34 protein-coding genes are annotated in these 23,615 nt (G+C 38.4%); all 34 read right to left on the minus strand.

Features of this window, described 5'->3' with window-relative positions:
* Position 1 precedes the first annotated feature (1 nt).
* The gene (locus tag ACIQZG_RS02270; RefSeq protein ID WP_402753529.1) at positions 2-4,876 is read right to left on the minus strand and encodes a tape measure protein; all 4,875 of its coding nucleotides are present in this window, start codon (positions 4,874-4,876) and stop codon (positions 2-4) included.
* Positions 4,877-4,938: 62 nt separating this feature from the next.
* Positions 4,939-5,064: a zinc finger domain-containing protein gene (locus ACIQZG_RS02275; RefSeq protein WP_402753530.1), complete on the minus strand. Its 126-nt coding sequence runs from the start codon at positions 5,062-5,064 to the stop codon at positions 4,939-4,941.
* A gap of 19 nt (positions 5,065-5,083) precedes the next feature.
* On the minus strand, positions 5,084-5,653 hold the full coding sequence (locus ACIQZG_RS02280) for a Gp15 family bacteriophage protein (RefSeq protein ID WP_402753531.1): 570 nt from the start codon (positions 5,651-5,653) through the stop codon (positions 5,084-5,086).
* A gap of 9 nt (positions 5,654-5,662) precedes the next feature.
* Entirely contained in the window at positions 5,663-6,058 is a 396-nt protein-coding gene (locus tag ACIQZG_RS02285) for a hypothetical protein (protein WP_402753532.1), read from the minus strand.
* Positions 6,059-6,172: 114 nt separating this feature from the next.
* The gene (locus tag ACIQZG_RS02290; RefSeq protein WP_402753533.1) at positions 6,173-6,610 is read right to left on the minus strand and encodes a phage tail tube protein; all 438 of its coding nucleotides are present in this window, start codon (positions 6,608-6,610) and stop codon (positions 6,173-6,175) included.
* A complete protein-coding gene (locus ACIQZG_RS02295; protein WP_402753534.1) occupies positions 6,611-7,009 on the minus strand; it encodes a phage tail terminator protein in 399 nt (132 codons plus the stop codon).
* Positions 7,010-7,339: a minor capsid protein gene (locus ACIQZG_RS02300; RefSeq protein WP_402753535.1), complete on the minus strand. Its 330-nt coding sequence runs from the start codon at positions 7,337-7,339 to the stop codon at positions 7,010-7,012.
* Positions 7,339-7,683 (minus strand): putative minor capsid protein, encoded by a 345-nt coding sequence (locus tag ACIQZG_RS02305; protein WP_402753536.1) that lies wholly within the window; start codon positions 7,681-7,683, stop codon positions 7,339-7,341. The genes ACIQZG_RS02300 and ACIQZG_RS02305 overlap by 1 nt, the downstream gene beginning before the upstream one ends.
* Positions 7,683-8,066 (minus strand): head-tail connector protein, encoded by a 384-nt coding sequence (locus tag ACIQZG_RS02310; RefSeq protein WP_402753537.1) that lies wholly within the window; start codon positions 8,064-8,066, stop codon positions 7,683-7,685. Before ACIQZG_RS02310 ends, ACIQZG_RS02305 begins: the two co-directional genes overlap by 1 nt.
* A complete protein-coding gene (locus tag ACIQZG_RS02315; RefSeq protein WP_402753538.1) occupies positions 8,066-8,341 on the minus strand; it encodes a hypothetical protein in 276 nt (91 codons plus the stop codon). The genes ACIQZG_RS02310 and ACIQZG_RS02315 overlap by 1 nt, the downstream gene beginning before the upstream one ends.
* Positions 8,342-8,363: 22 nt before the next feature.
* Positions 8,364-9,323, minus strand: coding sequence for a capsid protein (locus ACIQZG_RS02320; protein WP_402753539.1), 960 nt, complete (start codon positions 9,321-9,323; stop codon positions 8,364-8,366).
* Positions 9,324-9,343: 20 nt separating this feature from the next.
* A complete protein-coding gene (locus tag ACIQZG_RS02325) occupies positions 9,344-9,883 on the minus strand; it encodes a phage scaffolding protein (protein ID WP_402753540.1) in 540 nt (179 codons plus the stop codon).
* Between the two features lie 139 nt (positions 9,884-10,022).
* Positions 10,023-10,190 carry a hypothetical protein gene (locus tag ACIQZG_RS02330; protein WP_402753541.1) on the minus strand — a complete coding sequence of 56 codons (168 nt, stop codon included), beginning with the start codon at positions 10,188-10,190 and terminating at the stop codon, positions 10,023-10,025.
* 33 nt (positions 10,191-10,223) lie between these two features.
* Positions 10,224-11,348 carry a phage minor capsid protein gene (locus tag ACIQZG_RS02335; RefSeq protein WP_402753542.1) on the minus strand — a complete coding sequence of 375 codons (1,125 nt, stop codon included), beginning with the start codon at positions 11,346-11,348 and terminating at the stop codon, positions 10,224-10,226.
* A 4-nt stretch (positions 11,349-11,352) separates the two neighbouring features.
* Positions 11,353-12,843, minus strand: coding sequence for a phage portal protein (locus ACIQZG_RS02340; protein WP_402753543.1), 1,491 nt, complete (start codon positions 12,841-12,843; stop codon positions 11,353-11,355).
* Positions 12,844-12,855: 12 nt separating this feature from the next.
* Positions 12,856-14,166: a PBSX family phage terminase large subunit gene (locus ACIQZG_RS02345; protein ID WP_402753544.1), complete on the minus strand. Its 1,311-nt coding sequence runs from the start codon at positions 14,164-14,166 to the stop codon at positions 12,856-12,858.
* Positions 14,159-15,007 (minus strand): terminase small subunit, encoded by an 849-nt coding sequence (locus ACIQZG_RS02350; protein ID WP_402753545.1) that lies wholly within the window; start codon positions 15,005-15,007, stop codon positions 14,159-14,161. The genes ACIQZG_RS02345 and ACIQZG_RS02350 overlap by 8 nt, the downstream gene beginning before the upstream one ends.
* A 9-nt stretch (positions 15,008-15,016) precedes the next feature.
* Positions 15,017-15,340, minus strand: coding sequence for a hypothetical protein (locus ACIQZG_RS02355; protein WP_402753546.1), 324 nt, complete (start codon positions 15,338-15,340; stop codon positions 15,017-15,019).
* A 76-nt stretch (positions 15,341-15,416) separates the two neighbouring features.
* A complete protein-coding gene (locus ACIQZG_RS02360; protein WP_402753547.1) occupies positions 15,417-15,746 on the minus strand; it encodes a YjcQ family protein in 330 nt (109 codons plus the stop codon).
* Positions 15,747-15,903: 157 nt separating this feature from the next.
* Positions 15,904-16,347 carry a hypothetical protein gene (locus tag ACIQZG_RS02365; RefSeq protein ID WP_402753548.1) on the minus strand — a complete coding sequence of 148 codons (444 nt, stop codon included), beginning with the start codon at positions 16,345-16,347 and terminating at the stop codon, positions 15,904-15,906.
* 599 nt (positions 16,348-16,946) lie between these two features.
* On the minus strand, positions 16,947-17,435 hold the full coding sequence (locus ACIQZG_RS02370) for a sigma-70 family RNA polymerase sigma factor (protein WP_402753549.1): 489 nt from the start codon (positions 17,433-17,435) through the stop codon (positions 16,947-16,949).
* Positions 17,436-17,736: 301 nt separating this feature from the next.
* Positions 17,737-17,991, minus strand: a complete 255-nt coding sequence (locus ACIQZG_RS02375; RefSeq protein WP_402753550.1) for a hypothetical protein — start codon at positions 17,989-17,991, stop codon at positions 17,737-17,739.
* 65 nt (positions 17,992-18,056) lie between these two features.
* The gene (locus ACIQZG_RS02380) at positions 18,057-19,265 is read right to left on the minus strand and encodes a DNA cytosine methyltransferase (protein ID WP_402753551.1); all 1,209 of its coding nucleotides are present in this window, start codon (positions 19,263-19,265) and stop codon (positions 18,057-18,059) included.
* A 189-nt stretch (positions 19,266-19,454) separates the two neighbouring features.
* Positions 19,455-19,781 carry a hypothetical protein gene (locus ACIQZG_RS02385; protein ID WP_402753552.1) on the minus strand — a complete coding sequence of 109 codons (327 nt, stop codon included), beginning with the start codon at positions 19,779-19,781 and terminating at the stop codon, positions 19,455-19,457.
* The gene (locus ACIQZG_RS02390; RefSeq protein WP_402753553.1) at positions 19,739-19,981 is read right to left on the minus strand and encodes a RusA family crossover junction endodeoxyribonuclease; all 243 of its coding nucleotides are present in this window, start codon (positions 19,979-19,981) and stop codon (positions 19,739-19,741) included. The genes ACIQZG_RS02385 and ACIQZG_RS02390 overlap by 43 nt, the downstream gene beginning before the upstream one ends.
* A 76-nt stretch (positions 19,982-20,057) precedes the next feature.
* Positions 20,058-20,345: a hypothetical protein gene (locus tag ACIQZG_RS02395; RefSeq protein WP_402753554.1), complete on the minus strand. Its 288-nt coding sequence runs from the start codon at positions 20,343-20,345 to the stop codon at positions 20,058-20,060.
* Complete coding sequence (locus ACIQZG_RS02400) at positions 20,345-21,052, minus strand: dUTP diphosphatase (protein ID WP_402753555.1); 708 nt, start codon at positions 21,050-21,052, stop codon at positions 20,345-20,347. Before ACIQZG_RS02400 ends, ACIQZG_RS02395 begins: the two co-directional genes overlap by 1 nt.
* Positions 21,049-21,228, minus strand: coding sequence for a hypothetical protein (locus tag ACIQZG_RS02405; protein ID WP_402753556.1), 180 nt, complete (start codon positions 21,226-21,228; stop codon positions 21,049-21,051). The genes ACIQZG_RS02400 and ACIQZG_RS02405 overlap by 4 nt, the downstream gene beginning before the upstream one ends.
* Positions 21,229-21,244: 16 nt before the next feature.
* Positions 21,245-21,748 (minus strand): single-stranded DNA-binding protein, encoded by a 504-nt coding sequence (gene ssb, locus ACIQZG_RS02410; RefSeq protein ID WP_402753557.1) that lies wholly within the window; start codon positions 21,746-21,748, stop codon positions 21,245-21,247.
* Entirely contained in the window at positions 21,745-22,167 is a 423-nt protein-coding gene (locus tag ACIQZG_RS02415; RefSeq protein ID WP_402753558.1) for a YopX family protein, read from the minus strand. The genes ssb and ACIQZG_RS02415 overlap by 4 nt, the downstream gene beginning before the upstream one ends.
* Positions 22,164-22,403 carry a hypothetical protein gene (locus ACIQZG_RS02420; RefSeq protein WP_402753559.1) on the minus strand — a complete coding sequence of 80 codons (240 nt, stop codon included), beginning with the start codon at positions 22,401-22,403 and terminating at the stop codon, positions 22,164-22,166. Before ACIQZG_RS02420 ends, ACIQZG_RS02415 begins: the two co-directional genes overlap by 4 nt.
* Positions 22,400-22,615: a hypothetical protein gene (locus tag ACIQZG_RS02425; protein ID WP_402753560.1), complete on the minus strand. Its 216-nt coding sequence runs from the start codon at positions 22,613-22,615 to the stop codon at positions 22,400-22,402. The genes ACIQZG_RS02420 and ACIQZG_RS02425 overlap by 4 nt, the downstream gene beginning before the upstream one ends.
* A 3-nt stretch (positions 22,616-22,618) precedes the next feature.
* Complete coding sequence (locus tag ACIQZG_RS02430) at positions 22,619-23,059, minus strand: hypothetical protein (RefSeq protein WP_402753561.1); 441 nt, start codon at positions 23,057-23,059, stop codon at positions 22,619-22,621.
* Complete coding sequence (locus ACIQZG_RS02435; protein WP_402753562.1) at positions 23,052-23,615, minus strand: hypothetical protein; 564 nt, start codon at positions 23,613-23,615, stop codon at positions 23,052-23,054. Before ACIQZG_RS02435 ends, ACIQZG_RS02430 begins: the two co-directional genes overlap by 8 nt.

The following is a 23,615-nucleotide window of genomic DNA, read 5'->3' on the forward strand; positions in this document are numbered from 1 at the left end:
CCTAATACTCCATAGCTAGACGTCTTAATAGTTGTTCCTGTTTACGTGCCGATTCGCTAGGTGTAGATTGCGCTGGTGTGAAATGATTTGTAATCTGCGGTGCAAAGCTACGTCTATTATCATTTGAAATGCTATTAGATGATTGACCGATATTCGACCTCGTACTTAAATTTCCAATATTCGCTTTAACTCCACGCAATTTATTAACGATATCAGGTGTTACTAAATCACTTAATTTATCAGATGCTTTTGAGATTAGTCCTTGGTTTTTATCAACACCAACAACAAAGCCTTTTGCCATATTTCCAGCAACAAAATCACGCATCCAACGAGATGGAGAATGGATATCTAATGCACTTTGAATAGTGGATTTAATGCTACTTGCGATTTCTCTAGCAGCACCATCTAGAGCACCTTTTTGACTCATCAAACCTTGTAATAAACCTTGGCCAGCATCACGACCAACTTGTTCGAGGGTATTCATTTCAGTACCTGTTGACTTCGTAATTTTCTTGATTGCATCTTCCCATTTATAATGCAATTCACGCAATTCTTTCTCAGCGTCTTTTTGCATTTGTTTTATCGTTTTCTCGTTGTCTTTACGCATACCTTCCATTTCTTTTTCAGCTTGCGTACGGGCTAGATTAGACTTCTTGCGATACAATTCACTGTATCTATTCAGCTCAGTATCAGTCATGCTATTTAAAGCTACAACCTCAGCTAAAGCATTTGGGCCCATTTCGCGTAATTCGGCTAATAAACCTTTGTCGATAGCTTTCGTTGATAGCATTTCGATTTGCGATTGCCAGCCCTCAAAACCTACAACTTGCGACTCCAAGTTTTTCATCAATTCTTCGCCAGTACGGTCAATCTCGATATTGAATTCGTCAAAAAGCCCTTTAAACCCAATTAAAGAGTTTTCACGTTTAGACACAGCATCTTCATACGCTTTGTTTAACGCTTCTTCACTTTTAATTAAGTCCTCATTAATCTTCATGATTTGGTCTGAATAATCTTTATTGATTGTTGTTAACTCTTTGTTAATAGCTTGAACGGCTGTCTGATACGATTTTTGCGCTTCAATACGTTCTTTTGTACCTTCTTCAAACAACGCTGTAGTTCGTTCCCAGATAGCTACTTCTTCGGTTAATGATAATTCGTCGAGTGACTTCTTATCTGCGATATATTGCTTGATGCTTTCTAAATCTTCTTTATTAATAGCTTCAATCGCCTTTTTGTAATTCTTCTGAGCCTCCACACGTTCTTTTGTACCAGCAGCAAATTGAGTCGTTGCCATCTTCCAAATCTCAGCTTCGTCCGCTAAGCTCATTTCTTCTAAAGATTTCTTATCCTCCACAAACAACTTAATTTTTTCAAGCTGTTCCTTCTGGACTTTAGACAAGCTGTCTGATGTTTGTTTGGATGTTTTCTTTTCAATATCAGCAATTTTTTTCGCTGCATCTTCTTGCAATCGTTGGATTTTCACGTTTTCATCTTGCGTTAATTTTCGGTTTTTACTAGCTGCATCACGCTTGATTTTGGAGATATCCTCTCCCGATCGTTTTTCTATTTTCGCAATATCAGCATTAGATTTTTCAATAAGCTTTTTTTCATCGTCAGTGTATTTATTGGTGATGTCAATTAAACCTTTTGTTAAATTCTCCATGACAGCGTTGAGATTTTTCTCTCGCTCTGCCATACCAATTTCCATACCTTCAACAGTATTTATACCGATTGCCTTAAAAACACGAGACGGAGAATGAATACCGAGTAAAGATTTGGCTTTTGTAATGACACCATCTACGACACCAGTAATTGCCTCGATGGCATCCTTACCCATATTGGTAATACCTTTGATAAGACCGTTAACCAAGTCTGTACCGACAGTAATCATATCGTTTACTTTGTTTAACACACCATCTATTAACGACCCAACTAAGTCTTTACCAGCTGTTAAAATATTGCTTGCAAAGCTTAATATTTCAGTAATTAAACCTGTGATAAGTTTTGCGCCCGCACCTATAACATCGCCGATTAAAGATAGAATTCCAGATATCAATTTACCAATCAGCGTTCCGCCAGCTGCAAGTAATTGACCTACGAAACTAAGGATTGCACCTAACAACCCTAAAATTAATTTACCACCTGCAACTAAAAGTTGACCTAAAATCGATAGAACACCTTCGACTAATGCAGCAATCAATTCAGCTCCTGCAGCTAATAATTCAGGTGCCAATTTGATGATTGCTTTAACTAATTCAGTGGCAAGCGTTATTGCGGCCTCAATCAATTGCGGTAAAACTTGCATAAGACCTTCTATAAGCGCTTCAATAATTTTTATTCCAGCCTCAATCAATTCCGGTAGTATATCGATAATTGCTTTTACCAATGCCATAACCAAAGTTAACGCCGCATCTATGATAGCTGGTACTGCTTGTATTAAACCATCCACTAACGCCGTTATGATTTCAATTCCGGCCTCTATTAGTTTAGGTAGAAGCAAAATCAAAGCCCCTACTAAAGCTGTAACGACAGTTAATGCTGCCTCAATTATTGTCGGCAACGCTGATACGAGACCACCTATAAGCATGGTGATGGCTGATAGACCAACCTCTGTCAGTTGAGGTAATGCTGCTGTTACACCATCAATAAGAGACATCACTATGTTTAATGCGCTCTCTATAATTAGAGGCAATGCTGTTATGATGCCATTTAGAAGTGTTTCTACAATCATTAAACCTGTTTCAACCAGTAAAGGTAACGCCGTTGTTAGGGCGCTTATTAACGTTTCTAACAGTTGTACAACTACACCAACAAAAATAGGTAACGCTGTAATAATACCGTCTACTATTGTTGTAATTAGTGAAACGCCAATTTCAATCAATTGAGGTAGTAGCGTTCCTATAGTCACTGTTATAAATTCAATCAAACCAGTAATAGCTTCAACTAAAATTGGTAGATTTGTTGTTATTCCCTCAGCTAGTTTGGTTATAATATCAGCCGCTAATAGTATCAATTGAGGTATGATCATGACGAGCGTATTAATAATAGTAGGTAAAATCTGTGCAAATGCAGCAGATAAGTTAGCAATATTATTGCTTACACCTTCGATTAACTTAACAATCATGTCAGCACCTAACTCGATAAAACGAACTGTTAGTTGCGCTATGTTGTTTATCATGTCACTAATTGATGTTGCAAAATTACTAGCAACTTGATCGAATGACATTTCACCTTTAAGCATCGCAAAAGTATCTTGTAGTAATGTTGTGTGAGTGAATACTTTTAAAAGTACGCTCGCTAAGATACCCCAAGGACCTAAAAGCATTAATAACGACGATAATACTGACTCTGCTGCTACTTTAAGTAAACCTAGGGCTTGTTCAACATTAATGATTTCTTTGACAACACTTAATTTTTCTTTGAGGTTTGATAAACCTGTCATCAATGAATTAATTGCATCGTTAAATCCGCTTGTTACATTAGACCACGCTGTAGTCCAAGTAGAATTAAGTATTGTCACTATCTCTGATACTGTTTCAGACAACGATGTTGCAAATCCTTGAATCGAGGTTAAAGCATTATTGAAAGTTTCTGTAACTTGTGACCACAATTCTTCAAAGAATTGAGTTATAGGTTCCCAATATTGAACAATCAATAATACAGCAGCTACAGCGGCGGCGGCAGCTAACGCCCAAGGATTAAGTAACAAAGTAGCATTTAATGATGCAAATGCAGCTTTTAAACCCACCAACATACCTGTCAATCCGCCACCACTTAGTGTCATAGCTAAAAAGGCAGCTTGTTGCGCTCCAGCTAAGGCAATAGATGCAGTTTGAATAGCAAGCCACGCTGTTTGCGCTAATTTAATAGCATCTAAAGCAATTACGTAAGCTAAGACTGCGCCTGTTATACTTATTAATAACGGTAGCCAAGGTTCTAACGCGTTGTAAAGATTCATAAGTGCGTTCGCGGCAACTGGAATACCTGCAGCTATCGCGCCTAATACATTGCTAAAAGCCTTACCGATTAGTCCTAAAATATTTTCGATTGATTGTAATGGTGTTTTAGCTAGTACATCTTGTATGGCTTGTATAATATTTGCCATACCTCGAACAATGGCTGTATTCATGTTCGAGAATGCAGTTGCGATACCAGCACTACTAGCTTTGGCGACTTCTGCGAATCCACCCACACCACCGTTTAACTCAACTAACTTCGCATTAAAGTCATCAAACGTAATAGTGCCTTTTTGTAGAGCGCTATATAAATCCCGTTGTGCCGACTTACCTGTAAAACCAAACGCCTCTGCTGTTTTATTAAGTGCAAAACCCATTGTTTCTTGTAGGGTTTGCCATGATACCATGTCAACTTTGCCCTTAGACAGCATTTGTACATATTGTACTAAGCCACGCTCAGCATCAGCCGAACTAGAACCGGATGCTAAAAAAGCATTGTTAAGCGCAAGCGCTGTGTCTGTAGCAACATTTAAGTCACCTGTCATAAGTGCTATACTTTGCGTACTCTTAACAATGCCATCTAACGTTGTTGGCAACCCTTGTATGCCATTAGATAATTTATCGATACTCGCTTTAGCTTGGTCGCTACTAAAGCCCATACGCTCCATAACAACAGGGAAACCGCCTAATGTATCAACACGAGCCACAGCACCACCAATAGCGCTAGTAACCATGTCTATACCTTTTTTAGCAAGTGCAACTAATCCTAATGCTGTGACAATTTTGCCTATAGATAGCGCACTTGACTCACTTGTCCGTCCAAGCCCACCTAATAATTGACTTAAATCTGCTACGCCATTTGCTACTCGGCCATCATCCAATATGACGTCTATTACTACACGGCCATCACTAGCCATTACACCACTCCCCCTTCAATGTTTTTTAAATTTCCAAACATATTCGGGGCTCAGTGGCTCTCTTATTGTTTAAAGTTATTAGTGGTGTGACATCGACTACATTTGATCTCTGCTTCACCTTTTACTTTGCCTAGTAGCCTATTGCATTTTTTACAACGCACTACTTTTAGTTCACTCAATTTAATCACCTCGCATAAAAAAAGAAGCCTAATCAAGAGGCTTCAATGCATATGCTTTCTTCAATTCTTCTACCTGTCTACGCTGCTTTTCACTACCTTTACCTGTAGGTAACTCCATTTGACGTATCTCAAGTACCTTTTTAAACTTTGTATCCTCACGTAAACCGGCTAAAAGCGCCCTAAATTTATCCCAATGCAAAATACCTTGCTGATCAAATAAATCGATGCCGTAATCCTGCAAAAAGGAAGCGTAAATATACTCTGCATCTTGTGCAATGTCGTATATGTCTACTTCCTTTTCTTTTGAATGTACAGGCATTGGATTCCCCTCGATGTCATACTCAATATCTTCCTCTTTAGCTACATCTATTAAGGTTTCGTATAGCTCAAAAAAGATTTTAGCTTTATCCTCGATAGCGCATTCTAAAGGTTCAACGATTAACATCTCTAGCCCTATAATTATCTGCATTGCATCACCGAGCTCTTTGTCGTTTAACATGTCGATAAGGCTCAAGATATTATCAAATGACATATCTAAACTGTACATGCTACCGTTTATTTCAACCTCATTTACCAATGTGTCGGTCAATTTAAACATAGCAACAACCTACTTTTTATTTTTGTTTTTGTTTTTAGGTTTATTTTTATGGCGTAGATATTCTTGAGCTTTATCTTGTTGCGATAACCCTTTACCTATACCAGATAATTTCTCTTGAATACCTTCTGCCAGTTGCATGAAATACTGAGTTACTTCAATTAATGACGGAGTTTGCTTGTAGATTTGTTTAAATGCACCTTTACCTAAAATGAGATCATAACCTTTTTCGAGGATTTCTTTAGCTGCATCTAAATCATCATCTTCAACATTCTGCATTTCTTTTAAAGTTTTTTGTCCAGCTTCATAATAATTTTTAATTGATTCATCAGATGTATCAAAAGTAAATTTAAGTTCTCCAATTTCTACAGGAATACCTGTTTGTTTCGTTTGAATTTTGATTACCATTTATCCCACTCCTTTAATTTAAAAGAGGACGATTATTCGCCCTCAGTTTCTGTTGGTTCTTTCGGTTCTTTCGGTTCTTCTGGTTCTGGTTCTCCCCCATCCACCGGGGGAACACTAGGGTGCTGGCGTCACTTTCGGTTTAGCATCCCAACCAATTTTACAGCTAAATGTTGCGTACTCAGATGCTTCTCCACCAGTAACTTTAATTTCAGTTACAGTAGCGCGACCTTCTAAAATTGATCCATCTGTACGCTCTTGCTTGAATGCAATTTTACGGCTCTCTCCTGTTTCAAGCTCCAAAGATGCGATAAATTTCATTGCTTCGACTGATTCATCATACATACCTTCAAATGAGTATGATTTTTTAACTGAAACAACATCACTTTCTGGTGTACCATCACCATCGTAAAACGCTGTATCCTCCGTTGATTCATCAGAGTCGTCAGTAACAGATGAAATCCATTTTCCTAATCGTAACGTAGCTTCGCTTGTTGCATCATCAGTCCAAGGACCAACGAAATATTTAGTTAAGGCATTCTTTTGACGTGACATTTAAACCACTCCTTCATAAATTGTTATTGTTGCACTAATTGATAATTCGTAAATAAAAAAGCCCTGTTCATCTACCATGATGAGCGAGGGCAACGATGTTATGTTGATTTGTTGGAAATCGTAAGAATTGTTAGCTGACGGTAGGTCTATTAAACTCTCAAGCTTTTGGAATAACGAACTCAGCACATTAATACAGTTATCTTGTTTCTTGCTTTTAGCATTGATTTGCACTTGATACGCTTTATCTCTAGTGCCATCAAAAAATACCTTTTCAACGCCACCAGGCATTGCCATAATCGACATACTCTCACTAGCTCCAAGTACACCAATTGCACTTTTAGCAAAAGGATTTTGTTGGTTAATATAGCGATTTAGTTGTACCAAGAAATCTAGTTCCATTTATCTCATCGCCGCCTTTGTAATCCTCACCCAACTAGCACCGTGGATAGCCTGTGCTTTGACATCCCACTTTGGTCCGGTACCTGGTGTAGTAAATTTAGCACCAATATTGTAGTACTGTTTACGAGCATAAGGTGATGTCCAAATAATTGATTTGCCATCTGTACCAATAATCGATTGGTTACGTAAGTCACTAGAAAGTTTAGGTGCGTAAATATTTGCATCAGCATGCACTTGATTTACTAACGCAACTTGCCCACGTCTAACTAGTTCCTCAGCTCTTACACGTACACCGTTTATTTCTGTACTAACTCTAATTCTTGCAACCATTAGATCACTTCCAATTCGTAGTGATGGACTACATTTTTCGTTGGTTGATAGCAAGGGATAATCTTCTTCAATGTGAGCTTACGACCTTCGAAAATGATGGTCGATTCCTCTACAAACTCAGGAATAGGCGAGCTGTTAACTGCATCAACAAAAATTACCCCCTCGGCCACAATCTTACTTTGAGTACTATCGCGGCTAAATACAGTAGTTGGATCATAACGCACGTGCTTTATTTCGACTGGATCAGCATACTGCGGATTGCCATAGTCGTCCTTTTCATCAAGAATACCTTCGTAAGTAATCGTATGAATCAACCAACTTTTAGGCAATGGCTTAACGTACATCAAACCACCTCTATCCCTCGATATAAAAGCCCTGTGTTACGCAAATACATATAGACATCATCAGCGACGATGTTATTAAGTTTCGCTTGGTTTTTGGCACCGCTTGAAATAGATGTACGTCCAATTGAAACAGACAAAGGGTTATTTAATTCGTGAGCACTTGTGCCGCCCACGTCGTTAAAGTAATCGATTTGAGCAGCTACAGCAGATTTAAATTTGTCACGACGAATAGGTACATCTGTTTCTAAATCATGATGCTGATAAAAATCACGAGTGATGCTATCTAACACATCACTCGCTTTACGTTCTAGCTTCGGGAAATCGGATTCTGATACTTCTGAGAAACCGATGTTTTGGTATTCTTCAAAAGTGAGGTAAGGCATTACGCATCAGCCTTTTTCAACTTTGTATTCTCAGCCTTTAATGTCTTAACTTCTGCTTTCAACTCCGCAATTTCGACTTCTAACTTCTCTTTTTCTTCTAATGCTTCTACATATTCCGAATAAGATACCTGTTTTCCGCCTGTTGCACGTTTTACAACTTCATAAGACTTTTCATCTTCTGTAAGTTCTACTTGGTCGTAACCTTGTTTTAAATATGTGTTGACTGTCGATTCCTCTACGGTCAACACACGGTTACCTTTTTTTACTGTTGCCATTTGTTATCCCTCCAATGTTTTATTATGGCGTTGTCACAAACACCATTCCTGTTGATTTTGTATCAAAGCCAAATACATCGTCGTAAGCACGTTCAAAGTAGAAATACTTACCTGCTGTTTTTGCAGAAGGTGCATCTAAAGAAACAAATGCGTACTTTTCTGGTGCTGCCATGCACGTTGGATGGATTAATAGCATGGTGATTTGTTTCGCTGTTGGATCTACAACTGCACCGTTCGTAAAGTTATAAAGTGTTTTCATACGAGCAGAAGGTACTGAAATAAGTTCAACTTCATCAAGTCGCTCAACACCACGAGAAATAACGCCATTATTGTTTTGAACGTTCATGCTACGACCAATTTGTTGGGCCTGTTTAAGAGCAGTCTTAATTGTAGGCGTCACATACATAATACGGCCCTCTTGTGGCACTTCATTTTCATCCATCTCTTCCATTAATTCATCGAATACCGTCAAGGCATTAGCAGCAGTAATTGCAACGGATTTATTACCAGCTCCACCATCAATGCGTGTTTTTTCAGCATACAGAGTCGAAATCATGTATTTATCTTTCTCAGGGATCTTCTCTTCATCGTTATACACTTTTGTAATATTAGCGATAGAAGCAGCAAGGTTTGTTTCATCGATGTCCATTGGATCAATTAACGTATCCCAGTAACGGTCATTTGTTAATTGTTTTGTCTCCCAATCGTTCTCGAAGTTACGCCCTGGTGTTGTCACTGTGTCACGACCATAATCTTTACGACCGCTAGTGATTGTTAATTTCGGTAGTTTGATTGTGTTCGCGTTAATGAATTTCACAAGTGCGTTTGAAGGTGTATTCCAAAGCTTTTCGAAATACAATCTTCCAGGATAACGTTGTTGTAGTGCTCGCTGATAGTTCTCAGCGTAATTAAGTGGTGCGGCGAACATTTGAATGTCTAAAGACATCAGCATTGCCATTTGAACTTTTTGTTTTGTTGTCATAGGAATAATCCCTCCATTTTTTATTTGAATGCTGCCATCCATGTTTCGGTATCAGTCGGTTGAGCTGGCGGAGTATGCTGTCCACCACTAAATGACGGTGGTTGCTGTTGTTGTTCCTGCTCAAATAAATAAGCATCAGATTGCTTAAGAGCTTCTAATTGCTCCGTTAAGCCTTCTAATGCTTCACCGTTTAATTTTACTTTTTCTAAATCAAGTAGTGCCTTGACCGACTTCGGATTGTGTACCTTTGCTTCTTTCAAAGCGTTTTCTAACGCAAACGAACGTTGTTGCTCTGATAAATCTGCAGCATGTTTATCAGCGTTATCTTTATTTTCTTGCTGTAAACGTGTAATTTCAGCCTGTAAAGCTTCGTTGCCAGCCGCCTTCGGTTTCAATTCCTCTAACTGCGTATCACGCTCTGCGATAGTATCATTTGTTGTTTTCAATTCCTTAATTTTATCGTCAAGACGAGATTTAGGAACCATTGTGCCGAAACCATCTAAAATCTGTTGTGCCTGTTCCTCTGTCAAACCCATTGCCATTAATTGCTCTTTATTCATACTTCTTTTCCTCCTAATTCGTTTTTTACGTGTAACGACACGTTAGGTATTCACTTTGTTTTTTAACGTCTGCAAAGCGTGAAAAAGACGAAATAAAAAGCCACCCATTAAATAAAATGAGTAGCTCTCGATAGTTAATTTATTGCTTTGGTGCTACGGCTATGTAACTAGTCTTAGCTTGGGGTGTCGTTAAGATAATACCGCCGTTTTCATCATAAACAAAATACGATGCGTCTTTCACCTCAATAAAATTAACGTTTTCAATAGTAAATTCTTTTACTTCGTCAATTTTCACTAAATATTTCATATAATCACCTCCATATAAACAAATTATACCATTTCATTTTATTATTCGCTCTTTATCATATCGTCGAGCAAGATCATGCTCATTCACAAACTCACGCACTGTAGCCTGTCGATTGCAAACCAACTTCTTGTACTTCTGGATAGCTTCTTCATCACCGATTTCCTCAGCGAGATTAAGTGAACGCTTCGCCTTTCGAACTTGGCGCTCGTAGTACCTTTGCTGTTGTGATAGCTTATACTGCTCTCGCATTTCTTCTTCATCGTATTGAATCTGATTATTAGTATTTAAGCCATCGATAAATAGATAAAGAATATGACGGCAATTAGCACCCCTTATCCCCCAAGGCTCACCATAACCAAATTCATAGATTGATGGATATTTAGGATCACTCGATGGATTACTCATAGAACAGACTTTACCCTGTATCTTGGCGCATGCTGGTCTTGGGTCTGCATAGCTGTTAACGAGTACAAGATCAATACCGTATTCATCCATTCGTGACAATCGCAACTCATTGTAAGTGTTATTGACCGTATTACGGATTACCGTGTCAGCGTACTGTTCTAGATGCCAAGTACGGCCAGCCTTATCAACGAATCCAGTTTTAATGCCTTTCTCAGCCCATTTAATGACCGTCTCAGTTACTGCTTGGTTAATCGTTTTATTACCAGCTAAAACCTGAGCTGTGGTTTCTTCAACGATTTTACGATACATAATAGCTACAGTACCTTGACCTAGCGTAGTTGTGATTAGCGTTTGATTAACGTAGTTATCAAGCTCTAAAAACGCTTGTTTTACGTAACCTTCCAATATCACATCCATCTGAGTTGGCTGAGGCAATTGTTTATAACTTCCCTTTACCTCATCATCAACACTTTGTACCGTCTTATTTCCAACATCGCTAATCACTTGTCTGATTGTTTCAGCAGAAATACCTGTCGCTATCGACAACTCTCGAATTGTTTCAAGGTTGAACATACGTAACTGCTGCATCTTTTCAACTTGCCACTGCAACACATAGTCTTTATCATGCTCAGGGTTCGTTTTAAGGCGACTTGCTATCTGCTTGAATAATTCATCCTCTAACGCAACATAGATGTCTGTAATCTGTGATGTGTACAGGTTAAATTGATATGGAGTGATGACTGGTCTTGGCATCTAATCACTCCTCTTTACCAAGCAACGATGTAGCTTTTTTCATTTCTTCAAAATCAGGAGCGTTTTGTAATTCCTCAGCTTTAATTTCTTTCAAGAGCTTAACTGCTTCTTCCTCTGTAAGCCCATGAATTTTCATAATGGCCTTTAATTTCGACTGTAAGCCACTGCCGATTAGTTTAATTTGCTTATCAATTTCAGCGTTTTGGTCCTCAGCGATTGAATCATCAAATTGAACAGTGACATCATAATCAGTTGGTGGCGTATATAATCCATAAATTTGAGCTACAACACCTATACATTCGATTAAATCAGTTATACCTTGTTCAACCACATTCTCATGACTTTGCTTAGTACGGAATGTCTTACTGTTCTCACTGACTACCTCAGTAGCTGTTTTTACGGATTGCCCGTTAAAAGTAAATGACCCAGCACTAAAGCCAATCTGAGTTGCAAATAGATTGAGCCAAGCATTTATTGCATCAATATGTTCTTGCGCTCTAAGAGTAGTATTAACTTCATGGATTGTCTCACTATCCATTTCACCACCTAAAGCCTCATACGTTTCATCAGATGAATCGAAGTATCGTTTAATCTGATCGTCAAATGGATCAATAACCGTTTTAATCATGTGTGCTGGAACAATTATGCGTTTACGACCAAGACGGAACTCACGTTGAAAGCTATCAAACGCTATATCAAGCGACTTTAACGTGTCATAAGCATTCGCATAAACAGAAATACCAAGTGGCACCGTACTGTCGATGTTATTGGCTAGATTCGGTTTGAAATAAGCAAATAAAGGGCGAGTTACATGATCCAAAGGAACAATTTCAGCAAGACCTTTGAATAATGTTTCAAGCGATACCTTAGTGCCTAAATCTTGGCCGTGAGTACTTTCATACAATTCATTTTTAATGATGTACTTACCAGCTTCAAACGTATGCCATTCAAGATGTGTGTACTTCTTGCCTTGCTTATTGATCTCAGAAATAAAAACACCCTCCGTAATTCGCGTATTATCCCACGAAATAGGAAGGAAACAGTCTGCTGTAACATATGAAAGCTTGAGCTTACCATCAGCAACATACGGCTTAACCACCATACCACCTTGAGCAAACATGAACTCTAAATACTGTTGGAAGTTACCGTTAAAACCGTTGTCTTTGAATACATCTTGTACAAATTCGTTATAACCTTCATCGGAGATGCTAATCTCACAACGTTCGTTAAATATCAGTGTTGCAAGCTCTTGTGCTGCACTCTTTGGCATGTTTAACGTAGCCATTCGGCGTTTCTTAGCACCATCAATCGTATGGTAATCAACATCATGCATTTCGCTATAGTAACCTTGATGCAAAGAGCGCCACTTTAAGATGTTGTTATAATACGTTTCGCTCAAACTAATTTTCTTATGGTCGGTGACCTGTTCGAGCTTTTTAATTAAACCCATTTTCGCCATCACCCCTTTCATCCAGTTGATCGTTTTGTTGAACATGTCATCACCGCCTTAATATTTCAGTCCGAGCTTACGAAGATTGTCCTTAACGTAATACTGGAACATATCGCAAGTATGGTCATCCTCTTTAATTACTTTCGGGTCGTCACTTTCTAATGTATCTGGATCCCACTGATATTTTTTATGTTGGTCAATAAAGACCTCGTTGCGTTTAGTGCGTAGTACATACATGCGCCCTTGTGCCAGTAAATCATATGTGTAATCAATCATATCGACCTTTTTACCTTTTGCGACCGGATGCAATCGAATACCGTAATCTTTAAACATCTGATTACGTAAAGCTCCCTCTGCTGAATCGATAGTTTGCACATCAAAATATTTATTGTATTGACCTGTAATGCCATCTTGCCATTCTTTATAATCTGTCGATAGCTCACTTGGCGCTTTCTTTGCAACCTTATTAGCTGGGCTGTAATAGTACGTATCAAGCAAAATAACATTCCGCTTATTAGTCAATGCAAAAGCACCATGGGTTGTAGCCGAAACTTGGTGTCCGGTATCGGTCGCTGCATCGATTAAAATGATATGTTCATCTTCTGGAATATCATCGATAAGTTTAAACAGATTTATGTTGTAGATGTTCGTACCTAGACCTACTGGCAATCCTTCATACAGATACAAATAATAATCAAGGTCATTCTCTTTAATACGCTCAATTTCACTTAACATTTGTTCAGTAACAAAGCCCAGCACATCATCTTTAAAACTAGAATGGTGCACTAAGTGCTGGGGGGATGCCGCCATTTCGTCTGACCATTCATTTATCCAGTGATACGGATTACGTGGTGGGTTATAAGACCAAAAAAATAGCACCATCGCAACTAATGGATGCTTTTGGCGCATGAATGTTGTATTCGTTTGGTCAAATTCCTCAGCGCTTTTAAATTCCGCAGCTTCTTCATACCAAACTGCTATTATGTTACCGATGTCATTTGATTTTAGCTTTTGGAAGTCGTCTTGACCGTAAAAGCTAAATGATGAACCTGTGCCTTTATGTGTAATCCTAAATGGCGAAACAGTCATATCAAAATCATCGGTCATATCGAATTTTCGAATGGCCCATTGAATTTTTAAATACACGCTGTCTCGTATAGTATTGGCAACTTTACGAATGACAATGATGTTTGCTTTCTCACCTTTATTAATCATCTGAATCATTTTGTAAACGAGCAGTAACGCGATAACTGATGATTTGAATGAGTTACGACCACCGCGCAAAATGTTGTATGGCTTTTTCGTGGTCCACACTTCTTTAAAATGTGGATTGACGTTTTCTTGAATGTTGATGGTAGGCTTACTCATTAGTTTCACCAGCCCATGCATCTACGATGTTGATAACAGATGATTGCTTTTCGTTGGACTTACGGACTGCTTCTACTTCAATACGCATTTTCTCGGCTTGTAATTGCTTTAATTCACGCTCATTGAGTAAATCCATATGTTTCGATAAGAACTCAAGTGCTTTCATTTTGTCAGCAAGCTTAACACTAATACCATCCTTGCCCTGTTTAACCTCAGTGATAAGCGACCCGTCAATTTCAGATGACTCATTCAAATGAACGTAGTTAAATGCATAGGTTTTAACGTTGCCATTCATATCAATTGCTGGTTGCCCATCTTCTTGATACTCGACTTCTTCTTGCCTACCGAATTTCAAGTAGTCAGTAATATCAGCGAAGGCTATGTCTATCCATTTCTGGATGAGTGTTCGTTTGTCTAGTAGTGCATCCTCGGTCAATCCATCTCTAACCTTAGTAATTTCTTCTCGAATCTTAGGGTTTCTTAGGTGTTTACTGCCTTCAACCATTGCTGTTGAATAAGCACAACCTGGGTACGCCTTCTGATATGCCTTCGTAGCATTCCAACACTTAACGTAATAAGCGACAAATAGGCTTTGCTTATCATTCAAGCCATTTTCTTCATCATCGGTAAAATGGATGATTTCATCTTTGGATGCATCCTCTTTTATGGTTGCAACCTTTCGTGTTTTGGTTGCATCCTTTTTAGTTGCATCCCTCGACCATTTTTCACGGCTCTTACGGCTCTTTAATGTACCTAACTTAATATCATGCTTCTCAGCTAGATCAGCAAGCGTAATCTTTGTGGTTTCCCACTCCTGTTTTATTTCATCCCAGTTAACCATCCCTCATAATCACCACCACCTATATCGAAAATTTTGAAAGCCCCTCACTGGCGGGCCTTGCTCCTTACGTAAATCATCTAAATATATAAGGCAACCGTTCCACTCACGATTTGTTACTTCGCAAGTGGCGGCTGCCTCCGTTTCTATTCTTATAACTCTCATAGATGATTCAACACGTCCGTACTTTACAAAATAAACACGGTCATTGACTTGTAGCTGCTTTGGTCTGTTTCGCAACTGCCAGAACTGCTCGTATCCACCTTGTTCATAAACCTTCGTTTCTCTATCGTCATTCTCATATTCACTCTTAGGAATCGTTACTACGATGTCCAATGGCATCACCCCGTTATGCTAATTGCTTTGTAAAATAAAAAGCCACGTAATTTATATACGTGACTTGTACTGGTTGTTACAAACCAGGTATCCATTCTTTTATTTCTTTTAAAATCGTATAAACCTTTGCGGATGGTTTATTTTCTTGAATATACTCTAAACCATACATAGTAATGTTAGGACTAATAGCTTTATAACATGGATATGTTTGTCCCATCATTTTTACTTCTGTTAATCCAGTAATCATATCTTCATTTATCATGATCTCAATAATACGACCATAACGTGGTTCAGAAATTCCTAATGCCTCATGGTTTACTTTAGAAAAATCAATCCTTGGCTCATCCAAAGACTCTTCTAAGTATTTTAAAATTGCTAAGATAATATCGTAAGTATCGTTTTTCACATTTCTCACCTCCTACTTAATCATACAATATCAGGCGAGAAGGTTGTACAAACCTACATATTTTTTCACTCTCAAAAGCAAGCACCGTTCGTTCGTGGTAAGGGGTAGACCACCGATGCTGGCTTTTCAGGGCAAAATAAAAACACCCCGAAGGATGTTAAATTTTCAAATTTACTCCCATTTCAATTGCGTGGTTATTTAAAAGCAACAGAGTATTTGCAGAGATATTGATTACTTTGTTTTTTATATCAGTTTCTTTTTCAACATTAAAAATTTTGTCCACTAAATTATAATTGTGGTCAATTTTTTCGAAATCAACATTTACTCCATGAGCGCATTTATTTCTTAATGTATTTAGCCTCATTAAATTATCAAATAATTCATCATCTAATAGATTCATGTTATAACATAGGTCTAACTTAACAATATACGAAGAACTATTATTAATATATTTATTTTTTGTTTTTGTTTTTTTCCTTTCAGCTAGTATTTCATTTATTATATGCTCGCAAAAAGCATGCGTTGTAACCACTAGAGCTGAAGGGTCTTCTATTTTTTCTAATCTTTCAAAATAAATATTCAAAAGATGTTTATCACTCATTTTTCTCACCTCCCACCCAATCATAAAACAAAAGGGGGAAAATATGTAATAACATTTTGCCCTCAAAACCACACCAAACTCCGCCCCTACTATACTAATCCCTGTAAGCTCTATTTAGTATCGTAATCTTCCAACCGATACATAGTAGCCCTCGACTAGCCTCCGATTGTTTCATGGCTGTTTGGTGCAGTTTTCAAAGCATAATAAAGGCCCCTCGAATCCGCTCAAGGGGCCTTTCATTCGTCTATTATTCTATTGTGGTAAAACTGTCGATAGCTCACTTTTTAAGTCGTGGTAGAGCTACACCACGTATTATTGCGGTATTGTGTTCTAGCTTTATAGTGCATTTCCGTGCACTTGTTTGGAAGTTTGACTGATCATTTTGGAAAGTGGACGAAGTTCACATAGTAACCACTCCTTTTAGCCTTTTATATTATTAAGATACCTAATCTCTTAAAAAATATGGGCCGGCCATGTATGTCATGCCTCGAACAAGTTTATGAGGCGCTGGTCGGTCGTCGGTCTGTCTTTTTCTAATATTTAGTGTTTTCATAAATACCAAGGGAAGAAACATTTACCTGTCCGACCTCCCCTCCATTTTACACTGCTAATTTTTCGTAGGTCAAAATAGTACTTACTTGGCTATTTTGGCTAATTTGGCTAAAAATAATTTGTTTCTTTAAGCGTACATAATCCTTTGATGCCGATAGATGCTCTGCAATTTGTCGATACGTCATTCCATCTAGTAAGCAATCATAAATCGTTGTAAGTTGTTCATCCTCAATAAGATTGTAGGCTACCTCTAATGCGTATACATAAGTACGTAGCTTCTCTAATCTTGCTATTTGACCACGTTCTCGTACATCCATTCTTTTGAGTTCTTCAGCGCTACGAATAGAACTTCCTTTTGGCATCGCTGCATCTATTCCATACTGTGCTACGCCCCATGAACTCATTGTTCTACTTCCACCATATAAAACGTTTTCTAACCGATTGATTTCTTTCTTCCAGAAGCGATAGTTTTTCACTAGATAATCAATATCTGCCTCTGACCATACTTCTTTTACTGTTTGCCCTTGTTCTCTCATATAGGTTTGCCCTCCTACGTTGTGGTATAATGCTATTGTTGATACAACTCAAAGGGCATCAATCAATCTATTGCTGTAGCGTCTGAACACGCTGCGGCTTTTTATTTGCTCTAAATTCAAATATATGTTAATTATCAGAATATTCTATTTACTTATCTATCAAAATATATTAAGCTGTAATTGTACTTCATTTTCTTTTAGGATTTCCTTGAGTAATCTCTTCAACCGGCTGGAGCTTACTCAAGGCTTCCTCCTTTATTTCCTCATATTGTGTAGTATTTTTCACGTTATGTTTAGAAAGTTAGACTGGATTTCCCTCGTTCCAACTCATATCTTTCTCTAATTTCTCAATTAAAAGTTTAACTTCCTCATAATTCTTTTCAGCCCATTCATACAATTCATCGAGAATCATATTAGCAGGCTTAATACTGTCATAAACGGATATAACTGACGTTAATCCTTTTGTATGCTGAATGTTATGAGCAGTAAAATGACCACTTCCTGCCCCTAATTCTTGAACTTGTTTCGCCAACTTTAATATTGTTTTGGCACTCATTTATTTTGCCTCCTTTACAAATCAATTTGTTTCTTTAACTGCACATTATTTATTTGACACTATCCTCAAAATGTGCAGTAAAGCTCATTCGCAATGGCTTCAATTACATTCACCGTTACGCTGTTACCAGCCTGTTTATAAAGTTGACTGTCTGAATTAACTTCTGCAGCTCTATCAAATGCCCAATCAGGAAATCCTTGTAATCTCCAACATTCTCGAGGTGTAAGTTTTCTAATACGGTATTCTTCTGTAAGTACACCTTGCTGACAACCTGTGTCTAGTGTGTTTGCAATTCCTTTGCCAACACGCCCTCTACGAGTCTCAGATGTTGGCACTGAGTAATTGATAGAATCACCTGGATAAGCTGTGTCAAATCCTTGTAATGTTGCTTCTTTTATTGCTATTCCGTGCCGGTCCTGTGCAGTCAAGGTAAACATCGGTTCACCAACATCTTTAACTCGTCTACCATTCTGACTTTTTTCTACTCGATCAGGTGTTAGGACCGGTTGCACAATTTTTAAACCTTCGCCTTTATTTGTAGTCAAGGTAGGTGACAAACCATCACTACTGAAAACTTGTCCATTCATACCATTGCCGGAAGGATTTATATTTCCAACTAAGTTTATTGCTCCTGCTTTCCCATACGTTTCAATATATGTGCCTTCACGTTGTGATTCCGGGTATCTGGCAGTAAGTGTTCCTGTCGTGATTCTGCTTTCATCAACCGGTCCAGATGCTTCTCCGATAGGAAATACTTTTCGGGTACTTGATTCTCGAGAATGTCCGACAATGAACACCCTTTCCCTGTTTTGGGGTACGTACTCTTTAGAGTTAATACAATCCCACTCTGCATCATACCCGACTTCATCCAGCGTTCTGATGATTGTCTCGAACGTATCGCCCCCCTCGTGATTGAGGAGTCCTGTGACGTTCTCAAGGAATAAATAGCGTGGTCTGAGAATAGATGCGAAGCGCATAATTTCAAAGAAGAGAGTTCCCCTAGTATCATTGAAACCTTTCCGCTTGCCAGCAACTGAGAAAGCTTGGCACGGAAATCCTCCACAGATAATGTCGATACTTCCGATTCCTCGAATAGTGTCATCTGTAACACTTGTGATGTCATGAGCTGTCCACTCTCCTTCCGTATTGTGAATTGCCTCGTATGATTTACGAGCAAATTTATCTATTTCAACGTAGCCGACACATTCATGGCCTGCGGCTTCCATCCCCAAACGAAAGCCACCGATACCAGCAAACAAGTCTAAAAATTTCATTTTTTCACCCTCTTGTTACTGCACATTTTTTATCTATTATTAAAGACTTTTTTTCATTGCCTCCGCTATTCCGTAAGTAAGACCTGTTAATACGCCAATAAACCACCCTAATAAAAATATAAACGTATGACTATCCACTACAGCACCTACTTCGCATTATTTATCTGTTATTAACAAAATGTTTAGCAGTTAATTAATCCTTATTCCATCAAACATATTGAAAATTTGCTTATACGTTTCTTTAGCGATATTTAAACGTTCTATATGCTTTTTTAATTCAATTGGAGTTAAAGTGCCTGTCGCAGAAATATTGATTCCACTATTGAAAATGCTAGGGTAATGAATATCTTCTCTCGCAACATTTGCGTAAATCTCATTTCCAACTTCATTAACGAAAACGGTGTATGCTCCATTTGTATATTGAGTGACGAATCTAACATCATCATGTTCATCAATAGTCTTATATCTCGCTATTAACGCTCTCTTTGGCCCTGTATGAAGATTCTTCGGTGGCATGAGAAAATATCAGCTCGTAGCTTAATCGGCCCTGTAATCAATTCAGGTGGCTTATTTTGCCACGCTACTAGCTTTACAAAGTCTTTGTACGATTTACTCTTAGGTGCGTCATGCGTTTTTACATGTTTGCCTTGTCTGCTAAAACGAGGTCTTTCTTGTGCCTGAGTCACACCTGGTATTGTCATTTTTAGTACGTTCATGTTGCCTCCTACTAGCACTCTATTAAGTCTGCTGATAAAACTTAGTAGATTCGTTCTACCAGCAGCATCTATTTAGTTAAATCCAACCGTTTGCTATTGCCTCGTCAATGTTATTTGAATCAATGTGTTCGCCATCAATTTCATACCACCATCCATTGCGGATATTAAGAATCATTAAGTCTCGTTCACTATCATTTTCATGACCATCAGCATATTTTGCTCGATTCACTCGTAAATCTGTATAAGCAACGCCATCCATATTTTCATCACATAAAGCTCGTGTTTTTGCTTCATTTGCTGTTTCAGCGAATACTAACGTGCATTTTTCCCAGCTCACACATTCAGTAACGGAGTATGCTTTCATTAGTAACCACTCTCCTGTCGTGCGTGGTTGACCTTGTTTTTAGCGAAGTAGGCTTCCTCGATTTGCTCCCAAGTAAAGCCAAAACCATTCATACCGATATTCAAGAACAAAATCCAAGCTGTTCTAAAGCAATATTGATTATTCTTGAATCCAAATGAATCTTCGCACTTAGCTTCTTCTTCCTCTGTGAATTTACGGATATACGCTAAACTTAAGAAGTAGTCCATTTCCAAGAACCAACTTGTTAATTCACCACCAAATTCATCAGGATCAAGTTGTTCCTCATAAACCCAAAGTGCATCCTCCCAACCTTTTTGGATAGCGATAGAAACAAAGAAGTGAACCGAATCGACGTATTCTTCAAGTAACGGATTTCTTTCACCGACTTCACCCGTACCATTACATTCTTCACACTTTATGAATTCATGTTTACAGCCCGATTCAGCATCTTCTTGTACTCTTTCATAATTCTCATCACCTGAACCTCGGCACGTTACACAAAGACAAATAACTGCCGTTCTCGGCTCCTGGTCATTGCTCCAATGTTTAAACCAACGTCCTTCGTTAGCGAATTCAGCTAATTCAACTTTTAAAGCTAAGAATGTATTGGCTGCTAAATCATCAGCATTTATACCTTCCAACTTTTTCTCTTTGATAATTCGAGCATCTAGCTCTTTTTGTGCATCGATTATGTTTTGTAAAGTCATTGTTCTACCCCTTTTCCGAATCGTAGTAGCACCTGGTATGGGCGTGGTTCAAACTCGAAAAACTTTATTTCACTGATTGGATACCAGCGCCCACGTGCCTCAACCTTTATTTGTTTTTCAAGTGCTACCTTTGTTCTAGCGCCAATGATTTTCTTCAATGGTCTTTTCGTTTTCATAATTCAACCACTCCTTTTAGAACGGGAGGTCATCTTCACTAACCTCAACCGGCCCCTTACTATTAGCAAATGGATCTTCATCTGCTCTTGTATAATTAGGTTGCGTAGAACCGCCATAACTGCCCTGTGAACCGCTTTGATGCGTTCCACCTGTATTTGTACTAGATTGATAGTTTGAAGCGCTCTGTGAGCCTCCTGTAGCTTTTGGTTCTAAGAATTGAACGCTGTCTGCTACAACGTCAGTAGTATAAATTCTTTTCCCATCTTGCCCCTCATAGCTGCCTGTTTGGATTCGCCCTTCCAAACCTACTAAGCTACCTTTCTTCATGAAGTTCGCTAGATTCTCAGCCTGTTTACGCCAAGCAACACAACTTATGAAGTCTGCTTCCTGTTCATTGTTCTGCCCTTTGAATGTACGGTTAACTGCTACCGTGAACCGACATGATGCAATGCCATTTGGTGTATATTTAAGCTCAGGATCTTTTGTAAGGCGGCCAACTAATACGACTCGGTTGATCATGCTGTTGCCTCCAGCAATTCAGGATTTTCGTAAATGTTGCCGATGATTTCTAATTCTTCATCATTAACTAAACCTTCGTATAAATCGTGATGACCATTTTTTTCTTCAACCATCCACATACCGCAACTGAAAGCGACTTTACCGACAATGATTTTATCCTCTGCGTGTCCACCTGTTCTTAATGAGTTAAAATCGTTATATTCAACAATATCCCCCTCATAAATCTCCTTGCCGTTCTTGTCCTTTAAGCCTGTGTATTGCATATAAGGGAAATCATCAAAATGGTCACCAACATCACCATCAAAAACCACTACTGAAAATGTGTTTTCACCTTCATCTTTTTCAAGTCTTATTTTTTCCCAAGGAATAATACACTCGTTGTTATAATCCCAAGCACGAAACTTAATCTCTCTACTCATGCCGAAACCTCCCTCTTATCCCACTTCTCAGTAATCCTGTATCCTGCTGCCTTTAACTCTTTAAAATCAGGATGCATCAACGGAACCATTGTCCAGATGTTTTGCCCATTCTCGTACTTGAACATCGTCACATACACGTTGTACTGGCTATACTCAACTGGCTTTTGTGTCTTAACTTTCGGTACTTGTTTACGAGCACCTGGAATATCAATCGGAATGCCATTTCGTTGTCTCATGCAATCAACTCGCTTTCCTGCGCTGTATAGTAAACCTTCGGCTCGAACTGGCTGTAGAAACTATTAGGAACTTCATGTTTTGCTAGAGCATCTTGTAACGCTTGTTTGTCATAACAGATTGATTTTGATTTAGCATCATCGTCCTTTTTCCAAATAACAATTGCGTATGGTGTAACACCAAAGCCCATTCTTTCTACGTAGTTTTGTTTCATCCCTCATTCACCACCTAATTTTTTACGTAAGTCATAAACAAACGACTCAAATTTACGCTTGTTGAATTTATATAATCGAATAATAGGATTGTTAGTTTTCGGACCTTCTATGTTGAGATGGTATTTACCAACCGATAAAGAACCTTCGTTGTCAAATTCCCTATCGTAATACTCTGCGTAATCAGCGCCCATGCTATCTGCTTCTTTTGGGGTGAAGTTCTTCCATGCTTCCTCTGCGATTTGCTCCATATAGGATAAAAATTCATGAAACTCATCTTGAGAAAAAACGTATTTACGGCTCAGTTCACTCGGTTCAATTACGGGTGTTTTATCTTTCCAAAGAGGTGATACATAACCTTCAATACTCAAGTCAGTTTCTCTCATGAAAAACACAGCCGATTTTCTATGACGCACTATTAAGCCATTGAAATTACGTTCAGTCATTCGCTACACCCTCCTTCACCTGCACCGAATCCCAATCAAACGACATGAGGATATTGAGTAACTTTTCAACCTTCGGTGCTCTCCAAGCTGTCATAGCGTATGTGTGAGCTTCATCTGTGTAGATGGAAACATCTTTTGTGTAATGATAATGATTCATTTCAATATGTTTTTGAGCTTCTGCTTTTGTAATGAACATCGCATCTGGCACTATGAAGCTTTCTTTCTTCTCGTAAACGATGTAAGCACCATCGTCATAAAAGGTCTGTATCCAACCTAAGAACATTTCATCATCAGTAGCATCAGTTGAGTGCAAGTCCGCTAAATCCTCGTCAGATACCTCAAATTCTCTATTTATAAAATCATCGTAAAGTTCAGATGTTTCCCATGATTCACCGTCTTTCGGTAGATAAATCGACGTTCGATCATGAAACCCTTCTGCTGTAGGCATCCACTTGTAATCCATTAAGCCCCAAAAGTTAGGTGCTGCATTGCCATCGTTTGGTTGTGTTTTTAACTCTTCTTGTAAGTCCTTCAAAAACTGAATTTGTTCGTTCAT

The organism is Lysinibacillus sp. NPDC096418 (genome assembly GCF_044762775.1).
Classification (GTDB): Bacteria; Bacillota; Bacilli; order Bacillales_A; family Planococcaceae; genus Lysinibacillus.